Annotated in this window: 25 protein-coding genes; 13 read left to right on the top strand and 12 right to left on the bottom strand. The window is 63.6% G+C overall.

Going from position 1 to position 24,121, the window contains the following annotated elements:
• The first annotated feature begins 40 nt into the window (after positions 1-40).
• From folD to guaA, 3 genes are all read left to right on the top strand, one after another.
• A complete protein-coding gene (gene folD, locus BT115_RS02965; RefSeq protein WP_072321042.1) occupies positions 41-907 on the top strand; it encodes a bifunctional methylenetetrahydrofolate dehydrogenase/methenyltetrahydrofolate cyclohydrolase FolD in 867 nt (288 codons plus the stop codon).
• A 194-nt stretch (positions 908-1,101) separates the two neighbouring features.
• Entirely contained in the window at positions 1,102-2,556 is a 1,455-nt protein-coding gene (gene guaB / locus BT115_RS02960; RefSeq protein ID WP_072321041.1) for an IMP dehydrogenase, read from the top strand.
• 118 nt (positions 2,557-2,674) lie between these two features.
• Positions 2,675-4,231, top strand: a complete 1,557-nt coding sequence (guaA, locus tag BT115_RS02955; protein ID WP_072322224.1) for a glutamine-hydrolyzing GMP synthase — start codon at positions 2,675-2,677, stop codon at positions 4,229-4,231.
• Between the two features lie 27 nt (positions 4,232-4,258).
• On the opposite strand, the gene BT115_RS02950 is transcribed toward guaA, so the two are convergent.
• Entirely contained in the window at positions 4,259-5,188 is a 930-nt protein-coding gene (locus BT115_RS02950; RefSeq protein ID WP_072321040.1) for a LysR family transcriptional regulator, read from the bottom strand.
• A 193-nt stretch (positions 5,189-5,381) separates the two neighbouring features.
• Here BT115_RS02950 and BT115_RS02945 point away from each other — a divergent pair, with 193 nt between their 5' ends.
• The 3 genes from BT115_RS02945 to BT115_RS02935 all read left to right on the top strand — a co-directional run bounded on the left by BT115_RS02945 (position 5,382) and on the right by BT115_RS02935 (position 8,040).
• Complete coding sequence (locus tag BT115_RS02945; RefSeq protein ID WP_255369379.1) at positions 5,382-6,626, top strand: SGNH/GDSL hydrolase family protein; 1,245 nt, start codon at positions 5,382-5,384, stop codon at positions 6,624-6,626.
• A gap of 258 nt (positions 6,627-6,884) precedes the next feature.
• Complete coding sequence (locus BT115_RS02940; RefSeq protein ID WP_072321038.1) at positions 6,885-7,601, top strand: hypothetical protein; 717 nt, start codon at positions 6,885-6,887, stop codon at positions 7,599-7,601.
• A 58-nt stretch (positions 7,602-7,659) separates the two neighbouring features.
• Positions 7,660-8,040 (top strand): ester cyclase, encoded by a 381-nt coding sequence (locus BT115_RS02935; RefSeq protein WP_255369349.1) that lies wholly within the window; start codon positions 7,660-7,662, stop codon positions 8,038-8,040.
• A 92-nt stretch (positions 8,041-8,132) separates the two neighbouring features.
• Here the strand turns inward: BT115_RS02935 and BT115_RS02930 are convergent, their stop codons facing one another.
• Together BT115_RS02930 and BT115_RS02925 are read right to left on the bottom strand one after the other, a co-directional pair.
• The gene (locus BT115_RS02930; RefSeq protein WP_072321036.1) at positions 8,133-9,380 is read right to left on the bottom strand and encodes a type II toxin-antitoxin system HipA family toxin; all 1,248 of its coding nucleotides are present in this window, start codon (positions 9,378-9,380) and stop codon (positions 8,133-8,135) included.
• Positions 9,373-9,708, bottom strand: coding sequence for a helix-turn-helix domain-containing protein (locus BT115_RS02925; RefSeq protein ID WP_072321035.1), 336 nt, complete (start codon positions 9,706-9,708; stop codon positions 9,373-9,375). The genes BT115_RS02930 and BT115_RS02925 overlap by 8 nt, the downstream gene beginning before the upstream one ends.
• A gap of 271 nt (positions 9,709-9,979) precedes the next feature.
• Here BT115_RS02925 and BT115_RS02920 point away from each other — a divergent pair, with 271 nt between their 5' ends.
• Positions 9,980-10,618, top strand: coding sequence for a DUF2239 family protein (locus tag BT115_RS02920; protein ID WP_072321034.1), 639 nt, complete (start codon positions 9,980-9,982; stop codon positions 10,616-10,618).
• A 36-nt stretch (positions 10,619-10,654) separates the two neighbouring features.
• Complete coding sequence (locus BT115_RS02915) at positions 10,655-11,113, top strand: DUF1330 domain-containing protein (protein WP_072321033.1); 459 nt, start codon at positions 10,655-10,657, stop codon at positions 11,111-11,113.
• Here the strand turns inward: BT115_RS02915 and BT115_RS02910 are convergent.
• A complete protein-coding gene (locus BT115_RS02910) occupies positions 11,082-11,525 on the bottom strand; it encodes an acetyltransferase (RefSeq protein ID WP_072321032.1) in 444 nt (147 codons plus the stop codon). The genes BT115_RS02915 and BT115_RS02910 overlap by 32 nt on opposite strands.
• A gap of 138 nt (positions 11,526-11,663) precedes the next feature.
• Between BT115_RS02910 and BT115_RS02905 the strand changes: the two genes are divergently transcribed.
• Positions 11,664-12,596, top strand: a complete 933-nt coding sequence (locus BT115_RS02905; protein WP_343124038.1) for an NAD(P)-dependent oxidoreductase — start codon at positions 11,664-11,666, stop codon at positions 12,594-12,596.
• A 119-nt stretch (positions 12,597-12,715) separates the two neighbouring features.
• On the opposite strand, the gene BT115_RS02900 is transcribed toward BT115_RS02905, so the two are convergent.
• From BT115_RS02900 to BT115_RS02890, 3 genes are read right to left on the bottom strand one after another with little or no spacing between them, the layout of a single operon-like run.
• Entirely contained in the window at positions 12,716-13,981 is a 1,266-nt protein-coding gene (locus BT115_RS02900; protein ID WP_255369348.1) for an MFS transporter, read from the bottom strand.
• A 1-nt stretch (position 13,982) separates the two neighbouring features.
• Positions 13,983-14,546, bottom strand: coding sequence for an isochorismatase family protein (locus BT115_RS02895; RefSeq protein ID WP_072321031.1), 564 nt, complete (start codon positions 14,544-14,546; stop codon positions 13,983-13,985).
• Between the two features lie 25 nt (positions 14,547-14,571).
• Entirely contained in the window at positions 14,572-15,024 is a 453-nt protein-coding gene (locus BT115_RS02890) for a MarR family winged helix-turn-helix transcriptional regulator (protein ID WP_072321030.1), read from the bottom strand.
• 127 nt (positions 15,025-15,151) lie between these two features.
• Here BT115_RS02890 and BT115_RS02885 point away from each other — a divergent pair, with 127 nt between their 5' ends.
• A complete protein-coding gene (locus tag BT115_RS02885; RefSeq protein WP_255369347.1) occupies positions 15,152-15,778 on the top strand; it encodes a dihydrofolate reductase family protein in 627 nt (208 codons plus the stop codon).
• A gap of 36 nt (positions 15,779-15,814) precedes the next feature.
• On the opposite strand, the gene BT115_RS02880 is transcribed toward BT115_RS02885, so the two are convergent.
• Entirely contained in the window at positions 15,815-16,738 is a 924-nt protein-coding gene (locus tag BT115_RS02880; RefSeq protein ID WP_072321028.1) for an AraC family transcriptional regulator, read from the bottom strand.
• Positions 16,739-16,835: 97 nt separating this feature from the next.
• Here BT115_RS02880 and BT115_RS02875 point away from each other — a divergent pair, with 97 nt between their 5' ends.
• A complete protein-coding gene (locus BT115_RS02875) occupies positions 16,836-17,579 on the top strand; it encodes an SDR family oxidoreductase (RefSeq protein ID WP_072321027.1) in 744 nt (247 codons plus the stop codon).
• A 67-nt stretch (positions 17,580-17,646) separates the two neighbouring features.
• Here the strand turns inward: BT115_RS02875 and BT115_RS02870 are convergent, their stop codons facing one another.
• Positions 17,647-18,540: a glyoxalase gene (locus BT115_RS02870; RefSeq protein WP_072321026.1), complete on the bottom strand. Its 894-nt coding sequence runs from the start codon at positions 18,538-18,540 to the stop codon at positions 17,647-17,649.
• A 440-nt stretch (positions 18,541-18,980) separates the two neighbouring features.
• Positions 18,981-20,516, bottom strand: coding sequence for an FAD-dependent monooxygenase (locus BT115_RS02865; RefSeq protein WP_072321025.1), 1,536 nt, complete (start codon positions 20,514-20,516; stop codon positions 18,981-18,983).
• A 273-nt stretch (positions 20,517-20,789) separates the two neighbouring features.
• Between BT115_RS02865 and BT115_RS02860 the strand changes: the two genes are divergently transcribed.
• Complete coding sequence (locus tag BT115_RS02860; protein ID WP_255369346.1) at positions 20,790-21,557, top strand: DUF72 domain-containing protein; 768 nt, start codon at positions 20,790-20,792, stop codon at positions 21,555-21,557.
• A 105-nt stretch (positions 21,558-21,662) separates the two neighbouring features.
• On the opposite strand, the gene arsC is transcribed toward BT115_RS02860, so the two are convergent.
• On the bottom strand, positions 21,663-22,085 hold the full coding sequence (gene arsC / locus BT115_RS02855; protein ID WP_072321023.1) for an arsenate reductase (glutaredoxin): 423 nt from the start codon (positions 22,083-22,085) through the stop codon (positions 21,663-21,665).
• Positions 22,086-22,166: 81 nt separating this feature from the next.
• The gene (locus BT115_RS02850; RefSeq protein ID WP_177257361.1) at positions 22,167-23,081 is read right to left on the bottom strand and encodes a LysR substrate-binding domain-containing protein; all 915 of its coding nucleotides are present in this window, start codon (positions 23,079-23,081) and stop codon (positions 22,167-22,169) included.
• 227 nt (positions 23,082-23,308) lie between these two features.
• Between BT115_RS02850 and BT115_RS02845 the strand changes: the two genes are divergently transcribed.
• Positions 23,309-24,094, top strand: a complete 786-nt coding sequence (locus tag BT115_RS02845) for a response regulator transcription factor (RefSeq protein WP_072321021.1) — start codon at positions 23,309-23,311, stop codon at positions 24,092-24,094.
• Positions 24,095-24,121: the final 27 nt, after the last annotated feature.

Below are 24,121 nucleotides of genomic sequence, written 5' to 3'. Positions count from 1 at the left end.
TATCGGCGATAATGCCGCGTTTTTCGCAGGGCAATTTCCCATGACGGCACGCATTCTCGACGGCAAGCGCATTGCGCAGGAACTGCTGGAGCACATCGCGCGCCGCGTTGCCAAGCGCATAGGCGAAGGAAAGCGCGCTCCTGGCCTTGCCGTCGTACTGGTGGGCGAGGATCCCGCTTCCGCCGTTTACGTCAAGAACAAGCGCCGTGCCTGCCAACAAGTGGGCTTCGAATCGTTCGGCTACGACCTGCCGGCCTCCACGACGCAGGACGAGTTGTTCGCCCTGATCGATCGTTTGAACGCTGACCCGGCGGTGCACGGCATCCTCGTGCAGTCGCCCTTGCCGGAACACATCGACGAGGACGCGCTGGTCGATCGCATCGATCCGGGCAAGGACGTCGACGGGTTCCAGGCGGTGAACGTCGGGCGCCTCGCATTGCGTCGGTTCGGCCTGCGCCCGTGCACGCCGAAGGGGGTGATGACGCTGCTGGGCCACACCGATCGCCCGGTCCGCGGCCGGCATGCCGTAATCGTGGGGGTATCGAACCATGTCGGGCGCCCCCTTGCGCTCGAGCTTCTAATTGCTGGCAGTACAGTCACTTGCTGTCATAAGTTCACGCAGGATCTAGCAGGTTTCGTAGGGCAGGCGGATATTCTCGTCGTGGCTGCGGGCAAGCCGGGTCTGGTCAAGGGCGAGTGGATCAAACCGGGCGCGGTGGTGGTGGACGTCGGCATCAATCGGCTCGAAGACGGCCGGCTGGTGGGCGATGTGGAATTCGCGACAGCGGCGGAACGCGCCTCGTGGATCACGCCGGTACCCGGCGGCGTCGGTCCGATGACCGTTGCGACCTTGATGGAAAACACGTTGGAAGCGGCCGAAGCCATCGACAATCGCTCGCGACCGTAAGCGAATCAGTTAGGAGCGGCGAGGGATTTGCCCGGCCGCGCGGCTAAACCGCTTCGTAGGCTTCTCGCCGCTATAGCGGCTCCCACAGTTCGGGCGGGTCGTGCGTACGCGCGAGTGGAGGGACAGGCTCGGCGCTCTGTCGTTTTGCTGCAACGCACGCTATAATGCCGCGATTTACTCGCGGGACTAATGCTATGCGCATCCTTGCCGAGGCACTCACTTACGACGACGTGTTTCTGGTTCCCGGCCACTCCACGGTTATGCCGCGCGATGTGGACACCTCGACGCGCTTCACGCGCGGTCTCCGCCTGAATATCCCCATTGTGTCCGCTGCCATGGACACCGTGACCGAGGCCCGCCTCGCGATCACCATGGCGCAAAACGGCGGCATCGGCATCATCCACAAGAACATGACGTTCGAACAGCAGGCCGCCGAAGTGCGCCTGGTCAAGAAGTTCGAAGCCGGCGTCATTCGCAACCCGATCACCGTGCGCCCCGATACCTCCATCGGTGAAGTGCTCCAGCTCACCCGCGCGCACAACATCTCGGGCGTGCCGGTGGTCGACGGCGAGAAGCTCGTCGGCATCGTCACCAGCCGCGATCTGCGCTTCGAGCGCAAGCACGACGACCCGGTGCGCAACATCATGACCCGGGAAGACCGCCTGATCACCGTCAAGGAAGGCGCGACGCACGACGAAGTGCTGCAACTGCTGCACAAGAACCGCATCGAAAAGGTGCTCGTGGTCAACGACGGCTTCCAGCTGCGCGGTCTGATCACGGTCAAGGACATCCAGAAAGCCCGCGACAACCCCAACGCCGCCAAGGATTCGCACGAGCGTCTCGTGGTCGGTGCGGCCGTCGGCGTGGCCGGCGATACCGAGCAGCGTGTCGAAGCGCTGGTCGAGGCCGGGGTCGACGTGATCGTGGTCGATACGGCCCATGGTCACTCGCAGTCCGTGATCGATCGCGCGGCCTGGGTGAAGAAGCGCTTCCCGCAGGTGCAGGTCATCGCGGGCAACATCGTCACCGGCGAAGCGGCGCGCGCGCTGCTCGATGCCGGCGTGGACGCGGTGAAGGTCGGCGTGGGCCCCGGTTCGATCTGCACCACGCGCATCGTCACCGGCATCGGCGTGCCGCAGATCACCTCCATCGATCTCGTCGCCACCGCGTTGAAGGGTGAAATCCCGCTCATCGCCGACGGCGGCATCCGCTACTCGGGCGATATCCCGAAGGCGTTGGCCGCCGGCGCGTCCTCCGTGATGCTCGGCTCCATGTTCGCCGGTACCGAAGAAGCCCCGGGCGAGGTCGAACTGTTCCAGGGCCGTTCGTACAAGAGCTATCGCGGCATGGGCTCCATTGGCGCCATGCAGCTCGGCTCGAAGGACCGCTACTTCCAGGACGAGGCAGACGCCGACAAGCTCGTGCCGGAAGGCATTGAAGGCCGGGTGCCGTATCGCGGCCAGCTGCGCAACATCATCCATCAGCTCATCGGCGGCCTGCGTGCCTCGATGGGTTACATGGGTGCGGCCACGGTCGAAGAGATCCACGCCAAGGCGCAGTTCGTGAAGGTCACCGGTGCGGGCGTGCTCGAAGCGCATCCGCACGATATCCAGATCACGAAGGAAGCGCCGAACTACCGCCTGGACTGACGCCTCCGGGCGCTCGCTCCAGGTGACTCAGGACGCCCGCCGCAAGTGGGCGTTCTGCTTTTCAGGGCTGTCGCGCATGCGCGAGGCCCTGCCGATTATCAAACTGCAGGCCGCCACGATGACCGACATCCATAGCGACAAGATCCTCATCCTCGACTTTGGCTCGCAGTACACGCAGCTGATCGCCCGCCGCATCCGCGAGATCGGCGTCTATTGCGAAGTGTGGGCGTGGGATCACGCGCCGGACGAGATCCGTGGCTTCGCGCCGCGTGGCGTCATCCTCTCCGGCGGCCCGGAGTCGGTGACGGAAGACGACTCACCGCGCGCACCGCAGGTGGTCTTCGAGCTGGGCGTGCCGGTGCTCGGCATCTGCTACGGCATGCAGACCATGGCCGAGCAACTCGGCGGCAAGGTCGAAGCCGGTCACCACCGGGAATTCGGTCCGGCGACGATCACCTTCGGTAGCTGCGCACTGTTCGACACCGTGGTGCAGGATGGTGAATCGCTCGGCGTTTGGATGTCGCATGGCGATCGCGTCACCGCGATCCCGCAGGGCTTCCAGGTCACCGCGTCCACGTCCAGCCTGCCGCTCGCTGCGATGGCGGACGAACAGCGCCGGTTCTACGGTCTGCAGTTCCATCCGGAAGTGACCCACACCAAGCGCGGCATGGAGCTGCTGCGCCGCTTCGTGGTGGACCTCTGCGGCTCTGCCACGCTGTGGGACGCCGCGCACATCATCGAAGACGCTGTCGAGCGCGTGCGCGCCCAAGTGGGCACAGACCGCGTGCTGCTCGGCCTGAGCGGCGGTGTCGATTCTTCTGTCGTGGCCGCCTTGCTCGAAAAGGCCATCGGCGACCAGCTCACCTGCGTCTTCGTCGACACTGGTCTGCTGCGCTACCAGGAAGGTGATCAGGTCATGGCCACCATGGCCGAGCACATGGGCGTGCACGTGATCCGCGTGGACGCCAAGCAGCGCTTCTTCGACGCTCTCGCGGGAGTGGAAGACCCGGAAGCCAAGCGCAAGGTCATCGGCCGCCTGTTCGTCGAAGTGTTCGATGAGGAATCCGCCAAGCTGGAAGGCGTGAAGTGGCTGGCCCAGGGCACGATCTACCCGGACGTGATCGAGTCGGCCGGCAGCAAGACCGGCAAGGCGCACGTCATCAAGAGCCACCACAATGTGGGCGGCCTGCCGGAGCACATGAAGCTCAAGCTGGTCGAGCCGCTGCGCGAACTGTTCAAGGACGAAGTGCGCCGCATCGGCGTCGAACTCGGCCTGCCGCGCGACATGGTCTACCGTCATCCGTTCCCGGGCCCTGGCCTCGGCGTGCGCGTGCTCGGCGAGGTCAAGCCGGAATACGTCGACCTGCTGCAGCGCGCGGACGCCATCTTCATCGAAGAGCTGCGCAGCCACGGCCTGTATGACCGCGTCAGCCAGGCCTTCGCGGTATTCCTGCCGGTGCGCTCGGTTGGCGTCGTCGGCGACGGCCGCGCCTACGAGTGGGTCATCGCACTACGCGCCGTGGAAACCATCGACTTCATGACGGCCCATTGGGCCCACCTGCCGTACGACTTCCTCGACAAGTGCTCGACTCGTATTATCAATGAGTTGCGCGGTATTTCTCGGGTGGTTTATGACATTTCAGGAAAGCCGCCGGCGACGATCGAGTGGGAGTGAGATCAGGTCTGTCGGGGCTATCGCAGGTTATCGATAAGGGCTTAGCTGGCCTCGGCTGATGTTCACTCGCTTGGCCAGGAAGTCCAGAAAGGCGCGTACGCGTAGCGGTAGGTATCCGCCCTGGCCGACGTAGATGGCGTGGACTTCCTCCACATCTCCTGGGTTGAAGTCTTCGAGCACCGGTAGCAGCCGACCGGCGGCCATGTCGTCGTGCACCTGGAAGGCGGCTAATCGCGCCAGCCCAAGGCCAGCTAAAGCCAAGTGGCGCAACGCTTCGCCATCGCTGGCCTGCGCATTGCCGATCACCGGAATCACGACGTCTCCACCCGGAGATCGCAGTGGCCAACCGGGGTGCGCTCGCACGTAGTTCGCACCCAAACGATTGTGCGCAAGCAGTTGCTCGGGCGTGGCGGGTGTGCCGTGGCGAGCGAGATAGTCGGGTGCCCCGACGATCACCATGCGCGTGCCGCCCAGTTTGCGCGCCACCAGGTTTGAGCTTTTCAGCGGGCCGGCCCGAACAGCCACGTCGGTGCGTTGCTCCAGGATGTCGATGACCTCATCGGTCAGCACGATGTCCAGTGTCACATCGGGATGGCACTCCAGGAATTCGGACGCCAGCGGCAGCAAGAAGTGGTGTCCGAAAGGCACATTGGCATTGACGCGGAGACGACCGCGAGGCGCGGTGTGCTCGCTCGCACAGCGTTCGGCTTCTTCCAGGTCGGCCAGAATGCGCACGCCACGTTCGTAGAATGCGCAGCCTTCAGGCGTGAGTTGGAGCTGTCGAGTGGAGCGGTTCACCAGGCGCGTACCCAGCCGTTGCTCCAAGCGTGCCACTAGCTTGCTGACAGCCGACGGAGTCATGCCACAAGCACGGGCACCGGCGGAGAAACCGCCCAGCTCGATGACGCGAACGAACACTTCCAGTTCGCCCGATCGGTTGACTTCCAGACGAGCCACGACCGTCTCCTGGTCATTCGGTTCATAAGTGATGTTCCGCCGGCCAGTCTATCCCGATTTGGTCTTTGAATTCATCATTAGTTAGTCGATCGCTAATGAATTCACTGATATGAAGAAACTTCCGAAATCGCTGTGCCACGCCTCCGCAGCGTTGACCTTGGCTTTGGCGACTGCCGTGGCCGTCTCACCTGCGATGGCGGCCTCGCCAACTTGGGTGGCGACCTGGCAGGCCAGTCCGCAGCCAGTCTGGGGGCCGGACTTCCTGTTTCCCTCGCACGTCCCGCCGAGATTGCACAACCAGACCGTGCGCCAGGTGGCTCGCATCAGCCTGGGTGGTCAACGTTTGCGGATCGTGCTGTCCAACACCTACGGGAACCAACCGTTGACCGTGGGAAAGGCGACGGTCGCACAGCCCGAGCGGAACGGCGAGGTGATCGCTGGCAGCGTGCGGAAGGTGACGTTTGGCGGCCAGGAACGAGCAAGTATCTTGCCTGGCGCTTCGTTGGTCAGCGACCCTGTTGCCTTGCCGGTGTCTGCACTGGCAGAGGTCGCAGTCAGCCTCTACCTACCGGATGCGACGTCGGTGACCACGTTTCACTGGGATGGCCGGCAGACGGGCTGGATCGTGCCCGGTGATCAGACATCGGCGTTGGCGTTGAGACTGCCGAAGGCAGACGGCACCCTGGAGAGCAGCACGGCTCGCCCGCTGCTGACGGGAATTCAGGTCGAAACCGAGCAGGCATCGCGGGCCGTCGTGGTGATTGGCGACTCCATCACCGATGGCGCAGCGGCCAGCCTCGACAAAAATACCCGCTGGCCTGATTTTCTGGCCGCGCGCCTGGCGCCTCACGGCGTTGCCGTGGTCAACGCTGGCATCTCCGGTGCGCGCTTGCTATCCGATGGCATGGGTGTCAACGCGCTGGCGCGGTTGGATCGAGACGTGTTGGCGCAACCCGGTGTAAGCAGCGTCATCGTGATGCTGGGCATCAACGATATTTCATGGCCAGGCACCGCCTTCGCGCGGGAAGCGCGCAGGCCGACACTGGACGATTTGACCGCGGGCTACCGGCAACTGGTAACGCAGGCCCACAGTCATGGCGTTCGCGTCATCGGCACAACGCTGGCACCGTTCGAGGGAGCGTTGCCCGGCACGCCGCTGGACGACTACTACCGGCCCGACAAGGACGCCTTGCGTGAGCAGGTGAACGAATGGATTCGTCATAGCGGCGTATTCGATGCGGTGCTCGACTTCGATGCGGTACTGCACGATCCCGTCCATCCGACCAGGATCGCTGCGCAGTACGACTCCGGCGACCATCTACATCCCGGCGATAGAGGCAACCGTGCGATGGCCGAAGCCGTCGATCTCGAAGCCTTGTTGCCGGAACTCGACGCCTCGCGCAGCGATGCTTCTCCCAAGTCATCAGTGGGACGTTGAGCCATGCTGTTCACGCCGTATCGCCTGGGAAAACGCGAACTGCTCAACGCATCGTTACGCCGCCCATGTTCATTCGCTGTGGGAGAAGGCATGCTGTAGGCCGGCACAGACGTATAAGCTATGGCGCGCAGGAGCAGGCGGCCGGAACACTCGGTGGGATGCCGCCGTAAGCGGGTGAAGCGCAGGGCGTTCCGCCGGCATGGACAGGCCGCACATCGACATGATTAGAATCCGGCAGGTTGCCCACTACGGCCAGTCATGACCGAACCAGACCAGTTCGCTCCCGAGTCCGCGTCCACCGCGCCGGCACCCGGTCCCGATCCCGCTGCCTTACAGGACGACGCGATGCACGTGCATGCGCCCGACCACCCCGTCACCACATGGCGGCAATTCCTTATCCATCTCGCCATCGTGACCATCGGCTTGCTCATTGCGCTGAGTTTGGAAGCCTTGGTCGAGGCCTACCACCACCGGTCCCTGGTGCTCGAAGCCCGACGAAACATCGAACGTGAGATCACCGAGAATCGGGGATTGGTGAAGCAGAACATCGCCAGCGTGCAGGCCGATCAGTCGCGCATGAAGACGAACCTGGAGGTGCTGCTGGCCCTTCGCCAAGCTCGCGAGGTGCCGAGCGACAGCCGCCTGCAATATCGGTTGGAATGGTCGGCTTTATCCGATAGCGCCTGGGCGACGGCTCGGGATACCGGGGCGCTTGGACACATGGAATATGCGGAAGTGCAGTGTTATGCGGGCATCTACACGCAACTGCACGTCATCAGTGAGCAGGGCCAACGCCTTCTGGAAAGCCAGACACGTGCCATTTCGCCCGCTCTGGTCGCCGGCAACCCTCTTGCCATGACAGAGGCCGAGCGCGATCTGGTGACAACGCGTTCGGCCGACTTGCTGGCGGACCTCAAGGGCGCCGAGCAATTGATGAGTCAATGGGACACCCAGTGCGCATCGTCCAAGCCCTGATGCCGTATCCAGTGCAGAAAGCCGTGGGATAGGTATGAACGGTCAAGCAAGAGAGTGCGTGGCAGCCAGCATGTACGAGCGATACATCGACTGTCTGAATGCGCGCACCTGGACCGAACTGGGCAACTTCGTGGCTACCAATGTGGTTCACAACGGGCGACCGTTAGGCCTCGACGGTTACCGGGCCATGCTGGAAGAGAATTACCGCGATATTCCCGACCTTCATTTCAACGTCGACCTCGTCGTGGCGAATGATGAGCACATCGCCGCTCGGCTTCGCTTCGATTGCGCACCTAGCCACGACTTTCTCGGCTTGCGCGTGGAGGGAAGACGAGTCGTGTTCCATGAGCATGCTTTTTATGCGTTGAGGGAAGGAAAGATCGCGGAGGTGTATTCCATCATCGACAAAACAGCCATTGAAGCGCAGTTGATGTCGTGACGATCACATACCCGATGGGCACATCAGTCAGGTCCTGTCACTACGTAGAGCCGCCTCTCGGTCGCCCCGCATCATGGGTATGCACGTCCCTGTTACAGCACGAGCGCCCGCCTCAGATCGTCATGCTCGAATGCACTGGCCATGCGGTCGATTTCCGCCGATCGAGCGCCAGCTGTCCTTGCGGTAGCACGCCATGTCGCGGTCACAGTCGCGACTTCCTTGATGATGGTGCGCGCTTGCGTCAGCGTGAGCGCGAAGAATCCTGAAGCTGATTCGAGGAGATCGAGGGAGCACGTGCCCTCGTCGAGATCGATGTTCGTCGTGAGCACTCGCGCCTTCAGATCGGCCGGAACCGGATTGAGATCATAGGCGGGCGAGAGCGACCATCCCGCCTTGCCCAGCCAGAGGAATCCGTGATTGCGCAGGTGGTCGTCGACGTTGGAGACAAGCACATTGAAAACCACGCGCCGATAGAGCGCATGAGCATCGGTCTTTCCTTGGGCGCCGTACTGCGCAAGGGCATCGACCATCTCAGGGTAGCTGCCGCGCTCGCCATCCCTGGCGCCCATGAGCGCCATGGCCGACAGGAACGGGATGCGCTTGGCGCCGTCGCGGTCAAAGCGCTGCGACAGCATCACGGCCTTGCCGGCGACGTCGATCAGTTCATGGCGCGGTGTGACGATTCCAGCCTGTCCGGCAAGCCGCAACGCGATCTCTTCCCAGGTCTCGATGCTGTAGTCATCGGTCTCCTTCGGAAACTTGGCGATGGAAAGACGACCGTGCTGATCGATGACCGAGGCTTTGGGACGCGCGCCGCCAAGGGATGAGCCCGGCGCAAAGATGAGCTGGAGGTCTTCGTCCGTTTCCTCATCGCGGAGAATACGCTCCGTGATCTGAAGCAGCCTGCCAAGCTCGATCAGGGCAGGGACGCCATGACGAATCGGCGCTTGGAATACCTCGTCGCCGATCCAGCGGAAGCGGAGCGCGCCAAGTCGGGTTTCGTCGGCGACACCGAGCAGATAATCGCTTTCCGAGAGGGTGCGAACGCCGCGGCCTTCGCGCTCGGCCAAGCGGCGCTCGGATCGCTGCATCAAGCGGCGGCCCCAGGTATCGGGCGCCGAGTCACCGATGGACCCGAAGGTCGCCAGTCCGGCTGGCGGAGCAAAGGCGCCGCGTGTCAGTGCAAGGGCAGGCTCAAGGGAGAAACGATCCGGATGTTCAAGCCACGCACCGTCGTATTCAAAAAGGATGGTTTCCGTGCCACGGATGCGATTGCTTCTCGCCAATCCGATCGGGCGAGTCTGGCCGTCCAGATCGATATGGACTTCAAAGTCAGCCATCGCGGGACGCTCCGGAGGGTCGCTTTAGGTGGACTCGCTTGGGTAGTTCGGCGCTGGCCAAGGCCTGTCCGACGCTGTCGTTGCCGATGTCGGCGACCTGGCTCAAGCCGTCGAGCAGACCGAGGGCCTGCAACACGGCAGCATAAATACCGATGCTGACGCTGGTGTCCCCGGCTTCCACCCGCTGCAGCGTCGATCGGGAAGTGAAGGCACGCTCCGCCACCACGGCCATGGGCAGTTTGCGGCGGCGCCGCGCGTCGTGGATATCCGCACCGAGCTTGCGCAAGGCGCGGCGCACGGCAGCTGGAGGGGCATGAGGGGTAGGCATTTTGCTATCTTCACGCTACATATTTCTAATATATGTAGCACCAAGATGGCATTTATTCCAGGGGTTCGTGTCATGCTTCCCTGCGAAAGCGTGTAGAACGTAGCGCGGTGGGGCAACCGGCGGTCGGACCGCCGTTGTCGACCAAGCTGCCGTTGCGCTTCAAGAGCTGACCCCGGCGGCGACCGCCGCATGGTTATATTAATCCGGGTAGAATTGACTGCAATTAATTTACCCGGGTAATATATCGCTCTGCTTCTTCAATGAGAGCGACATGTCCGATCCTGCTATCCCAACCTGCACAGCCTTCACCGGCCAACGCGTGCTGTCATCTGGCCTGCTGCCCGAGGTCGCTCTTGCCGTTCGCCGATGCGAAGGCATCGATCCCGTCCTCGTCTTCGAGGACGCGACGGGCCGACTGGTCGATCTCGATCTGCGCGGAAGCGATGCCGAGATCGTCGATCGGCTGTCCCAACCGCAGCAAACCTACCGGGGCCGCTACGCGCCGAATCCAGACGCGACGCTCGACGTGGCCACATCCGACGACACGCCAAACGTGAAAACGCGCGGACGCCCCAAGCTCGGCGTCGTCGCACGCGAGGTGACCTTACTGCCGAAACAATGGGAATGGCTGGCAGATCAGCCCGGCGGTGCGTCGGCGACGCTAAGGCGTCTTGTCGACGACGCTCGCAAGGGAGCGAATCCTCGCCAGCAGAAGCGCGCGGCACAGGACGCCGCATACCGGTTCATGCAGGCGATCGCGGGTGATTTACCCGGTTATGAAGAAGCGACGCGTGCACTGTTCGCCGACGACACGTTGCGACTGGAAGAGCATATGGCCGCTTGGCCCGATGACATTCGCGACTATGCGCTGCGTCTTGCCTGCGGCACGGGCGACGAGCAGCACATCTAGTGCGCCCTTCGACGCGACGCTGCTAGGAACAGACACATGGCTTATCTCGAACCCACCCAGGAAAGTGGCCGGCTGTTCGTGCAGCGCGGCCTTTCCGGGCCGGTGGTCATGCTCAATCTTCTGAAGTTCAGGGATGTCGCCGATTATTCGAGTCACCCCGACTTGGCACCCGCCGCGCCGATCAGCGGTTCACAGGCGTTCGATCGGTACGTCGAACACACGCTGCCTTTTTTATGGGAAAGCGGTGGTGATGTCTTGTTTCTCGGCGAGGGCCGATCCTTCCTCATCGGCCCGACCGATGAATGCTGGGACAGAATCATGCTCATACGGCAGGCCAGCGTTGCTTCGTTTCTTTCGTTCGCCAGCCATGCGGGGTATTTGGCGGGGTTGGGTCATCGCACGGCGGCCGTCGCGGATTCACGTCTTCTGCCAGTGTCCGAAATGCGCTTGCCCGCCGCGCTCGTTACGAGCGATCGCGGTATTCGAGGTGAATAAGAGGATAAGGCCGGCCTTGTCCGTCGACCGGCGAACGACCGACGCGCAGGAAGCCCATGCTTTCGTAGAAGCCGATAGCCTGACCATTCTGTTCATTCACGTCGGTGGTCAGTTTCGGGTGCATCGCAAGGCCGTGACGCACGAGCGCAGCGCCTAGACCCTTGCCATGAAACGCTGGATCGACGAAGAGTGCTTCCATGTGTCCGTTGTCGATGAGCATGAAGGCGAGTGGGCGGTCATTGCCATCTACGGCTAGCCAGAGCGGCGCTTGGGGCAGAAAGCCGCACACCATGTCGTCGATGGCGAGGCGATCCTCCGACGAGAGAAAATCATGCGTCGCATCGACGGCACGGCGCCAAATGTCGATCACGCGCTGACCGTCGTCAGCCCGGGAAGGCCTGATCTTAATCACGGTAGTCTCTTTATTCGTTCACTTGGCAAGAGTCTATCCGACCGTTGAACAGGCCAGCCACAGCACTCGGCCTTTTTGAAAAGGCGGCGCTTGACGGTGATGGGGATAGATTAATCTTCCAAAAAAGTGGGAAGCATCATGATGACGGCGTCGACACCGGTTGGCTTTGTCGGACTTGGCACGATGGGACTGCCGATGGCCTCGAACCTTGCGCGCGCGGGGACAGACCTGATCGTATGGAACCGTTCTTCTGACCGTTGTGACTCGCTCGTGGCGCTGGGCGCTACCGCGGTACCTGATGTAACCGACGTCTTCGCGCGGTGCGAGACAGTGATCCTGATGCTCGCCGACGAAGCCGCCACCGATGACGTGTTGGGGCGCGGGTTACCCGATTTCATCAAGCGTGTGTCCGGGCGCATGGTCGTGTCGATGGGCACGTTTCGCCCCGAATATTCGCTCGGCCTGGCGAATGCGATCGGCGACGCAGGCGGGCGTTATGTCGAAGCGCCCGTCTCGGGCTCGCGCAAACCCGCGGAGGCTGGCGAACTGGTCGGGATGCTCGCCGGCGAGCCGGACGACCTTGCAGCGGTCGAACCGCTGCTCGCTCCCCTGTGTCGTCAGGTATTTCGTTGTGGTCCGGCACCCAATGCCCTGCGGATGAAACTCGCGGTCAACGTCTTCCTTATCACGATGGTCACCGGGCTCGCCGAGGCAGCACATTTCGCCGATCGCCACGGCCTCGATCTCGATCGCTTCGCGGCGATCCTCGATGCAGGCCCGATGGCAAGCGATGTGTCTCGCGTCAAGGCAGCGAAGCTGCTACGTCGGGATTTCACGCGGCAGGCAGGTATCTCGGATGTCCTGAAGAACAATCGCCTCATCGTTGAAGCGGCCCAGGGAGCGGGCATAGCGGTGCCGCAAATGGACGCCTGTGTGAGGCTCTACGCGGAAACGGAAGGCCTTGGCTTCGGCAGCGACGACATGATCGCAGTGGTGCGCGCCATCGAAAAGCGGACGGCATTGATGGCCCAACACGACGCGCCCGACACGAAGGCACCGCACGGCTGGTGAAGTCGATACCCAATCAGGGCAAGCCTTCGTTGTAGGAGCCGCCACGGCGGCGAGGCCCGGTTGCGATGAGGCCAGGTTTTCTCGCCGCCCTGGCGGCTCCTACGGAGCGCATTGCGACGTTAGGGTTGCGGTGAGTCCAGCAAGGCACGCGCGTCGGGTTCCTTCGACGAAACCCGATGAACCCGCCGTCGCATCGCATAGCCGGCCACCATCGCGGCCGCAAAGCCAGACGCCGCACCGACGCCGAGCGACCAGCGCGGTCCGGCATGATCGGCCACCCAGCCTACGATCGGAGCGCCGATCGGCGTGCCACCGAGCGCGACGCCCAAGCGCAGTGCCATGACACGTCCGCGCATGGCAGGTTGCGTGGAGAGCTGCATCAGGCTCGTCGTTGCATTGGTGAACGTCAGCGCTGCCACGCCGATCACGACCAGGGCAGCGGCAAACAAGATGTAACTCGGCGCGATGGCAGCGAGCGTGCAGCCGAGCCCGAATACGGCTGCACCGACGAGCAAGGACATGAATTCTGGCCGTTCCCGGCCGGCAGCGAGAAGGGCACCCGAGACGGTACCGATGGCCATGATCGATGACAACAGGCCATAGCCCCGCGCATCGGCGTGGAACACGCCGACCGCCATGGTAGAAATGAAGATCGGGAAGTTCAGGCCGAACGTGCCGATCAGGAACAGCATGGCAAGCATCGCCATGAGGTCCGGCCGAGATGCCACGTAACGCAGCCCACCCGTCATGCTGCCTTTGGCGCGGTGAGCGCGTTCATGCGCGTGCAGTTGCGAGACGCGTAACAGAAACAGGGATGCCAATACCGCTACGAAACTGGCGCCGTTGATCAGGAATGCCCAGCCCGTGCCTACTGAAGCGATAACCAGGCCAGCCACGGCCGGCCCGATCATGCGCGCCGCATTGAACGACGTGGAGTTGAGCGCCACCGCATTCGGCAGGTCCGCATCGCCGACCAGCTCGGTCACGAAGGTCTGGCGCACGGGTGCATCGAAGGCCGAGGCGCAACCCGACAGGAAGGCGAAGACATAGACGTGCCAGAGCTGGACGATACCTGTGACGGTCAGGAGTCCCAATGCCAAGGCAAGAAGGCCCATGCTCGCCTGCGTCGCCATCAACAGCTTGCGCTGGTTGTAGTGGTCGGCCGCGAAGCCCGTCCACGGGAGCAGCAGAAGCTGCGGTCCGAACTGAAGCGCCATGACCGTGCCCACCGCTGACGCGTTGTGCGGCGTAAGCTGGGTCAGCACCAGCCAGTCCTGCGCCGTGCGCTGCATCCACGTACCCACATTGGATACCAGCGATCCCGCGGCCCATAACCGGTAATTGGGTTTCTTCAGCGAGCGGAACATGCCGGTCGTGGCGAACACCTCAGCGGTTCCGGGCTTCCAGCATGTCGATGATGTCCTGGGCGGTGCCCGTTTCACCGAGTCTTGGGAAGACGTTCGCGATGCTGTACTCGTGTGCCTCGGCACGCCCGTCGGTCATGGCATCGATGGCCAGCGTGACGTTGAATCCTTGTTCGTAGGCCTGGCGTGCGGTCGACTCGACGCCGGTAGCTGTCGCTACGCCGGTCACCACGACCTGAGTCACGCCCAGCGCACGCAGACGCTGTTCGAGGTCCGTACGCGCGAACGCACCCCAGGTATGTTTCGTGACAAGGAGGTCGCCGGGTTGCCGATCGAGTTGCGGGATGAGATCGGTCCATCCTTCGGGGATCGTCTCGAGCAGGCGAGGGCGCTCCGTACGCCCAGGCGCGACACCAGCCACATTCACCAGCACCACGGGCAAACCGTGCTGACGAAACGCGCCCAGCAACGCCTGCGTGCGTTCGATGATGCCGTCGATAGGATGGGCAAGCGGATAGCCGACGATGCCTTTTTGCAGATCGACAACGATGAGCGCGGTATGCGGATCGAGCGCAGTGATAGCCATGAGGATTTCCTTGGGGGGAGGGGGCTCAGAACTCGGCAAGACGTTGCAGCAGCTTCACAGCCGACGCGAGTTCGGCATGTTCCTGCGGGGAGAGTTGTGCCTGCAGGGCGCGGACCAGCCAGTCTTCTTTGGCGGAGCGGCTGGCCTTGAGGTTTTTCCGGAAGGCGGGCGTCAGGTCCACGAGGGTTTGTCGCCCATCGTTGGGATCGGGTTTGCCACTGATGGCTTTCATCGCCTCGAGCGCGGCGACCGTGACACGCATGGATTGCGGGCGAACGCTTTCGGCGCGAGCCAGGGCGGACACGGTGGCGGGTCCGTCACGGTCCAGGCGGAGCAGTACCGATTTCTGACTGGATGTGAAGTCGCCGGGACTGGCCTGTTCGCGCACGCGACGAAGCAGCTTCCCAACCGATATGCGTATTTCGGCTGCGAGGATCGAGACTGGCGGTGCATCGGCTGGACTGTGTGACTTGGCCATGACGATTCCTGATATCTACAGCTAAACTGTACAGATAGACTGTAATGATGGTCAAGACGCGTCCTTCCTTGCGGTGTAGGATCGCCGCAGACAAGCACGGCGAGGTGTGGCGATGGGACGAGTGAGAGTGGGTGCGTTTTCCCTGTCGATCGACGGTTTCGGGGCGGGGCCTGAGCAAAGCCTCGAGGCGCCGCTGGGCAAACGTGGCGGGGAACTGCACCGATGGTTCTTTGCCACGAAGACCTTCTGTTCGATGGTGGGGGAGGAGGGCGGCTCCACAGGCGTCGATGAGCATTACGCATCGCGCGGCAATTCAGGTTTCGGTGCCTTCATTCTTGGCCGCAACATGTTCAGTCACTCGCGCGGCGATTGGGCCGACCTGAGTTGGAAAGGCTGGTGGGGCGACAATCCGCCGTATCACGCGCCGACCTTCATCCTCACGCAGTACCCTCGCGAGTCGATCGTCATGGAAGGAGGCACTACGTTCCATTTCGTCACCGGCGGCATCGAGGAGGCCCTGGAACGGGCCAAGGCCGCAGCAGGCGACAAGGACGTGAAGATCGGTGGCGGCGTGAGCACGGTGCGCCAATACCTCACGGCCGGGCTCATCGACGAGATGCACTTCGCCATCTCACCGGTACTGCTCGGCCGTGGCGAGGCCATGTTCGAGGGCATCGACGTCCCGGGGCTGGGGTTCAAGGTCGTGGCACACGAGAACACCGAGCTCGCGACGCACATCGTTCTTGCCAAGTGAGCGACGTCAGCGACGGCGCCTGTCGTTAGCGCTTCGTCATGCGGTTTCTGCTGCCGCCACGTCGTTCCGGTCACGCGCATACCGTGCCGGCGGCATGCCCACGTGACGAGTGAATGCCACACTGAACGCGCTGGCTGAGCCGTAGCCGACGCGGTCGGCGATGTCCGCTATGCCTTGATCGCCGTTTCGAAGCAGGTTCTTGGCGAGCGCCATACGCCAGGTCAGCAGATACGCCATGGGTGCGAGACCGACGGCACGCTGGAAGCGTTCGAAGAACGCCGAACGCGACAGGGCAGCCTCTTTGGCGAGTTGCGCGACCGTCCACGATCGGTTCGGTTGTTCGTGCATGAGCCGCAGCGTGATGGCGAGTCGTTCGTCTGCCAGAGCTCGCGCCAAGCCAGGCGACGCCTTCGTGCCGGCAGATGAGCGCAGGGCCTCGATGAACAGCACTTCGAGCAGGCGCGCAAGCACCACGTCGCGGGCGGGCCGTTGCTCCCGAAACTCGTCTCTGACGAGTTCCACCAGCGTCGCCAATCGGGGCTCGCCGCGCACGTGCACTACGTTAGGAAGCAGCGACACGAGCAACGCGGCGTCCGGTGAGCCGAAGCGGCAATGGCCGATCAGCATGCGCAGGTCGGCCTCTCCGTCCGGGTCGCCGACCCGGAATTCACCCGTGGCGATCGCCACCGGCACGGCCTCAGGGATACCTGCCGGTACCGTCACGAGGCTGGACATCGCCATATCGTAGGCATCCGGAACGAGCAGGAAATCACCTGCGCGCAGTTCGATGGGCTCGTGTGCTTCGCTCTCGAAACGGCAGGCACCTTCGATGATGACGCAGTAGAACGGCTGGCCGGCCTCGGAACGGCGGACCTGCCAAGGCCCCGAGCCCATCACTCGCTTCGAGTGCCCCGCACTGAGTTGGAGCAGCGTGACCACCTCCGCCAGCGGATCGATCATGTCCGGACTCCTGCTAATGAATGAGCGACGATGAATGATAGGAAGTACGGGCCCCGAGGTCTATCGTGCTTTCCATCCACTGCAACCAAGGTGCGTCATGAAAACCATTCTGATCACTGGATGTTCCTCGGGCTTCGGCCTCGACACCGCCAAGCTCTTCGCCGAGCGCGACTGGAATGTGGTCGCGGCGATGCGCTCGCCGCGCGACGACGTGCTGCCTCGGTCCCCGAACCTGCGTGTGATCGCGCTCGACGTTACCGACCCTCAAAGCATTCGACAGGCCATCGAGGCAGCGGGACCGCTGGATGCCGTCGTCAACAATGCGGGCGTAGGCGCGGCGACACCGTTCGAAATCACGACCATGGCGACGATTCGCCAACTGTTCGAGACGAATACCTTCGGCACCATGGCGGTCACGCAAGCGGTGCTGCCGCAATTCAGGGAGCGCCGATCGGGCGTGGTGGTGAATGTCACTTCAGCCGTCACCTTGCGAGCGATTCCTCTCTTGGCGGCGTACACCGCGAGCAAGGCGGCGGTGCATGGATTCACTGAATCGATGGCGGAAGAACTGAAGCCCTTCGGCGTGCGTGCGCATCTGGTGCTGCCCGGGCGTGCGCCCGATACGCGTTTCGGCGAGAACGCTCGTGACCATATGCAGGGCCTCGATCACGAGGCGTATGCCGAACTGGTACAAGGTTTCGTGGCTGGCATGCGCGAGCCGGGCCCGGTCACGCATGCGCGCGACGTGGCCGAGGCGGTATGGCGCGCGGTGACCGACCCCGGCACGCCCATGCGGATTCCCGCGGGCGCAGATGCGACGCTGTGGTTCGAAGGGCGTTGATTTCCGTCACCTGTGTGACGTGCGAAGGCACGGCGTCACGCCGTGCCTTCGTTTCGGCACCACGCGATCAATGTGCAAGCGTCGCGTGGATTTCGGCGATGTATCCGCCAGGGAAGCGCACGACGGCGGACTGACGATCGGCTTCCGCATGCGCCGGTACCAGCGTTTCGACCCCTGCCGCTTGTGCCTTGGCGAGCGTGGCCGCCAGATCGGCGACTTCGTAGCCGGTGACATCGCGGCCATACGGCCACGGCAACTGGCCGTTGGACACTCTCACGGTCATGAGGCCGTAGCCGGAGGTGAGACGAATGCGGCGATAGGTCGTGCCGGGCTGACCGATCTCCACACCCGGCGCTGCCTTGTCATCGGCGATCACCTTGGCATGGGCGAAGCGCGTCCAGCTCTTCACGAACGTGTCGGCGCTGTCGGTCGTGAGGTAGACGCGGTTTTCGGGGATCGTCGCGAGCGCCGGGTAGCTGGGCTTGGTGGTGTGCCAGTAGAGCTGCATGTTCACGCCGCCGGGCCACTGCACCACGGCATCCCGGCCGATCGGGTCGGGAAACGTGGCGATGAGCCGTGCCGCGCCGGACTTCACCGCCGCGTCGACCGCCGCGTCGATGTCCGTCACGAGATAGCCATTACGCTCGACGCCGAACGGGTAGGGCACCGGCGTCGTGAAGCCGAACACCGAGAACGAACCGGCTGGCGTCAGCACGAGTTGCGACCAGGTCTTACTCGGCGTCGGGGTGACCTGAAAAGCGCCTTTCTTGCTGGTCGTACCGCCGAACGTGGCGACGAGGCTCTGCACGCAGCGGTCGAAGTCCTCCGGTGCCACATAGACGTGCGTGGAATCGTATTGCGCGCCGACGGCGTAATCGACAGTGGATTCGCGAGCGATCGCAGGCACGGCCGGCGCAGCACCAAGCATCAGTGCGAAAGCAAAAAGCGGCAAGCGGTTCATGGCAATTCTCCGTATATGACACGGTGTCCGGCTCGACAGTCGCGATCGAGCGTCGTTTGGTTCGTCATGGCACGTCCAGACGCCACGCATGCGAACTGCGTAAGCGTCCGAACGTTAGGAAACGCCACCATCGGCCGCAAGCTATACGAAGGGGCTAAGCGAAAACTTGCGAGCAACGCGAAAGCCGGAAAACGCGCGAGCGGTGCCTGACCTGCCGTTCACTCGCGGTGGCAACGGTGGGGGCAAGCCTGCTGGCGATGGGGATACCAGCAGCCCAACGGCGGGTGGGATCCTCTTGGTGGCGAGAGAACCCATCCGTGTTCTGAAACCCTTGCGGCAGGCTGATTGAGTACCTGCGCACTGAGGTTGCCTGTTTCGCCAGCAGGCTGGCTCCCACCAAGCATGCCTTCAGACGATGCGCCGGGCGTAGAGGTCGATGGTCAGGCGGTGAGCCCAGGATTCCCGAACCAGCGCCGCAGGGCGAGCTCGAGACCTTCATCGGCATCGTCGTCAATGGCCCAGGCTACGATGCCGTCGGGTCGCACCAGCAAGGCACTCGAGCTCCAGCGTTCCATCGCATCGAGGGCTACATAGGTCACGCGGTCGCACCATGGCTGCGCAAGATCGCGACGCCTGACGCGTCGATCGAAATCGAGCAGAAGTCCACCACCGAGCCGGAGCAGGGCATCGAGCCGCGTACCATCGCGCGCTTCGATCGGCGGCGCGCTGCGTCCCACGAGCGGATGTTCATCGCCCAGGTCGTAGCGCAGACCCAGACCCCATACACGCCCGGCGAAATACGTGGCGCCGTCATGCGTCTCCATGAGGTCGCGGAGGATCGCTCCGAGCGCACGCGATCCCGCATCAGGCCGCATCAACGTCACCTGCGCGCGCGAGGCGTCGAGAACGCGAGCGGCTACTGGCTGGCGTTCGTGTTCGTAACTGTCGAGAAGGTCGCTCGGCGCGTTGCCCTTCAGCGTCGCAGCGAGCTTCCAGCCCAGGTTCATCGCATCGCCCAGCCCGAGGTTGAGGCCCTGACCACCGAGCGGCGAATGGATATGTGCCGCATCGCCGGCCAGCAGCACGCGACCTTGTCGATAACGGCTCGCTTGAAAGGCTCGATCGGTCCAGGTGGTCGCCACGTGGAGAGTGGCGACGCTCACGTCGGTGCAAGCAATGCGGCGCAGCACGCTCTCGATGTGCTCGCGTGTGAGTGGTCCCGTGCGGTGAGCGGCGCCGCCGTCGAAGTCGACCATCGCGATCGTGCCTGGCACCGCATACGTGTATACGCCAGTGGCGGTGTAATGCCGCCCTGGCTTGAGCGCCTCGGCATCGGCGAGCGTCACCCGCGCCGAATAGCCGGTGAACTCGGGCTCTGTGCCCGTGAACGCGATGCCCGCCGCCTTGCGCACGGCGCTTCGTGCGCCGTCGCAACCCACGAGCCAGCGCGTACGGAACGACTCGCCGGGGGTACGGACGACCACGCCATCGTCAAAGGATTCCAGACCTTCGACCCCACACCCGCGGTGCAAAACGACGCCCAACGCGCTCGCGCGGCGAGCGAAGATCGCCTCGATGCTCGCCATGTCGGCCGCAAAAGTATCCGGCAGCGGAGGTAGACGGTACGACCACGCCGTCGGATCGACGCGGTCGTGGAAGAATGGGATGCCGGCGAAATGACCGCCCGGCCGGCGTGGCGTTGCCTGCATCCAGTGCGGTGTGTGGGGTGAGGTGTGTTCGGCGACATGCGCCTTCAGCGCGTCGAGTAGCCCACGACGTTCGAGGCTTTCAAGAGAGGGCACGGTAAGGCCGCGCAGCCCCAATGGCAGATCCTTCAACGGGGAATGCGGATCGGGTTCGTGTTCGAGCACGATGACGGAACAGCCCGCCAGCCGAAGTTCGCAGGCGAGAAACAGCCCAACCGGGCCGGCGCCGGCGATGGCGACGTCGTGGATATGAGCATCAGCGGCGTGCATGAGGTGGCTCCTTGGTCAGTGTTCGACCGGAGCGTTCCTCTTCACAGGAATCCGCACGGACGAACGAAGGGACGCCAGGCGTCCGATGTTCGTCGTGGGGATCTTCTGCACGAGGCCAAAGACCAGAGCTTTCGTTACCGAAAGGACTTGGGCTTACCAGACCAAGTCTGCCTTTTCCGACATGGGCGGGATGCTAGCACGGGGCAGACGCGATCTTGACGGCTCACCCCATAAAGAAGAGGGGCCAGTGCCACCTTCATGGAGCCGACCACGGTGCAGAAACCCATACCCGTCGCGTCACCCGAACCCGCCACGTACGTAGGCTGTGCCGGTTGGTCGCTTTCGTCGGAGATGGCGGGCAACTTCCCAGGGGAGGGCAGTCATCTGGAACGGTATGCGCGCGTGTTTTCGTGCGTGGAAATCAACTCGTCGTTCTATCGCCCGCATCAGCCGAAGACATATCGGCGCTGGGCGGAAAGCGTGCCCGATGACTTTCGTTTCAGTGTGAAGATGCCTCGCACGATCACGCACGAACGTCGGCTGCAGGACTGCGATGACTTGGTCCGTGGGTTCTGCGATGAGATCGCGTCGCTGGGCGAGAAGCTGGGCTGCCTTCTCGTGCAACTGCCACCGAGCCTCGCGCTGGACCAGAAGGTCGCCGCCACGTTCTTCGCCTTGCTCCGCGAAAACGCGACCGCGCGTGTGGCCTGCGAGCCGAGACATGTCACGTGGTTCACACCGCGCGGTAACGCGATACTTGCAGACGCCGGCGTGGCATGTGTCCAGGCGGATCCGGCGCCCGTCGCTCATGCCGCGTGCACGGGCGATCCGTCGCTACTGTATCTCCGCTTGCATGGTTCGCCCGACATCTATTACTCGGCGTATGACGATGCCTTCATCGACGACATCGCAACGGGGCTGCACCGTGCATACAAGGCGAAGACGGACGTCTGGTGCATCTTCGACAACACCGCGCGCGGCGCGGCCGTGCCCAACGCACTGACCTTGATGGAGCGGCTTTCGGCTCAGGCGACGCGCTGACGTGTGGCGGTTACGACGCGACGATCGCCTAACCCAACACGAACGAGGTCGGCAGGAACACCCGCCACGCGCTGTCGCGCTGCGCGGCGGGCGCGCCATCGTCCATTAGACGCGGCGCCCCTCGGCATCCACGACGCGCTCGCCGTCTTCCTTGGCGAACGCGCCTTGCTGTGCATTCGGCAGGATCTCGAGCACGGTTTCCGACGGCCGGCACAGGCGCGTGCCCAGAGGCGTGACCACGATCGGGCGGTTGATGAGAATCGGGTGCGCAAGCATGAAATCGATCAGCGCGTCGTCGCTCCACTTGGGATCGCCGAGCCCCAGTTCGTCGTAGGGCGTTCCCTTGATGCGCAATACGTCGCGCACGGGTACGCCCATCGCGGCGATCAGCCCTTGCAGCGTGGCGCGATCGGGCGGGGTCTTCAGGTACTCGATCACGGTGGGCTCCTCACCGCTGTTGCGGATGAAGCCCAGTACGTTGCGCGAGGTACCGCAGGCAGGATTGTGATAGATCGTTATGTCGCTCATGGATCGATTCCCGTAACGCGTCGATGGCGTTCATACCAGTCATGCGAGCGCTTGACCAGGGAGTCGACCGGGCCCGAGAGCTCAGGCCCGACCCGGCACCAGCTGCTGCCAGCGTTCGGACATCTCGAGCACGCTTTTCTGCACGAAACGTACGAAGTTGAGCGTGGCGTCGCTGACGACGCGGGTGGACATCGTCAGCGCATGCAAAGGCAGTGGGGCCGGCTCGAAGGCGTCCAGCACGGTGCGCAGGCGACCGGCAGCGATGTCGTTGGCCACCATGAACAACGGCAACTGGGCAAAGCCCACGCCCGCGCGTGCCGCGGCAAGCAAGGCGCCCAGATCGGCCGACGCCATGCGGGCATTGCGTCGACGCGGTGCCAGGCCACGGAACATCCAATAGCCGGACGTCTCGCTGGCGTAGCTGAGGCAGTGGCCTTCGTCGAGGCGCGCCGGGTGCTCCGGTTCGCCGAGGCGACACACCAGCTCGGGGCTGGCGATCGTCACCAGGCGCACGTCGCCCAGTGAACGCGCCACGATGTCGCCGCTGTCCGGCAGCGTCTCGCGCAGGCTAAGGATCACGTCGGTCTGTTGGCGCAGCAGTGCCTCCACCCCGGTGCCGCCGGTGCTGACGGACAGGCGGATGCGCGCGTGGGCGGTGGCGAATCCGGGCACCAGCTCCGCTACCAGAGGCGAGAGCAATCCCTGCGCTTCGATCCGCACCAGGCTTTGCGCGGCGCCCTCTGCCATGGCGGCTTGCTCCGCCGCGGTGGCTGCTTCGCACATGGCCGCGGCGTGCCGATAGACGCGCTCGCCAGTCGGCGTGATGGCGAATTGCCGCGCGTTTCGGTGCAGCAGGCGTGCGCCAAGGCGCTCTTCCAGCGCAATGATCCGGCGGCTGAGCAGCGAGCGGGTCGTACCCAGCCGACTCGCTGCCGCGGAGAATCCTCCGGCTTCGATGACCTGGACCAGCAGGAACAGATCATTAAGGTTGTTCATTCGATCCATTGCATTGCGCGTCGGCATGTCGCCGGACATCGCTCCCCCCGTAAACGGCAACCCCATACGTGCCAAAGCTTAGTCTAAGGAAGGCGATTCTTGCCGTTTTTGCGCAAGCGGTCATTTCCTTTGCTGGAGGGGAAAAATCTCATTCGAAGGCCTATACTGCTGCCGAAAACGCGCTTGACCGCCCGTGAAGGGCGGCAATGGGTGCGCAGGGGGAACACATGCAGTCTGCTCAGAGTCCGCACATTCTGGTCGTCGACGATGCGCCGGAGGACATCCGTGGGTTGATCCAGGCGCTTCGGACCCAGCCTTGGCAGGTCACCCTCGCTACCACCGCGCAGCAGGGCTACCAGCGGGCCCAGCTGCTGGTGCCGGACCTCATCCTGCTGGATGTGCGCATGCCGGGCATGGACGGTTTCGCCCTGTGCCGGCTGTTGCAGGAACTGCCGCGCGCCAGGGAGACGCCGGTCCTGTTCCTCACCTCGGCGTCCAGCCCCGAGGAACGGCTCGAAGGCCTCAACCACGGCGCGGTGGATTACATCCTCAAGACCTGCGAGCCAGCCGAGCTGCTTGCCCGCGTGCGTATTCATCTGCGGCTGTCACGGCGTGCGGCGCTTCCCGATCCCGTGACCGACCCGACACCGAACCGTGACGAAGTGGTGTTGCGAGCGGCCATGCGGTTGATCGGCAAGCGTCTCGCCGACACGTTTACGCTGGAAGAGATTGCCGCGGGCGTGGGGACGTACGACAAGCGGCTGTCTGCGATCTTCCGCGAGCGGTTGGGCATGACGGTGTTCGCGTGGATTCGCGAGGAACGCCTGCGCCGCAGCCGCGAACTGCTCACGGAGACCACGCTGGGCATGCAGGAAATCGCGGAGAACATCGGGTTCCGCAGCGCCTGCAACTTCACCACCGCATTCCGCGAACGCCTGGGCGTGACGCCCAGCCAGTTCCGCAAGGCGGCGAAAGAAGGCGCCGTAGCCGAAGCGGCCCACCGTGGTCGCTGAGCGTCGACGATCCATCCGTGCCGTTTG

The organism is Luteibacter sp. UNCMF366Tsu5.1 (assembly GCF_900119235.1).
In the GTDB taxonomy this organism is placed as follows: Bacteria; Pseudomonadota; Gammaproteobacteria; order Xanthomonadales; family Rhodanobacteraceae; genus Luteibacter; species Luteibacter flocculans.
Note: the sequence above shows the minus strand (reverse complement) of the source record. Positions and strands in the feature narration are given on the sequence as shown.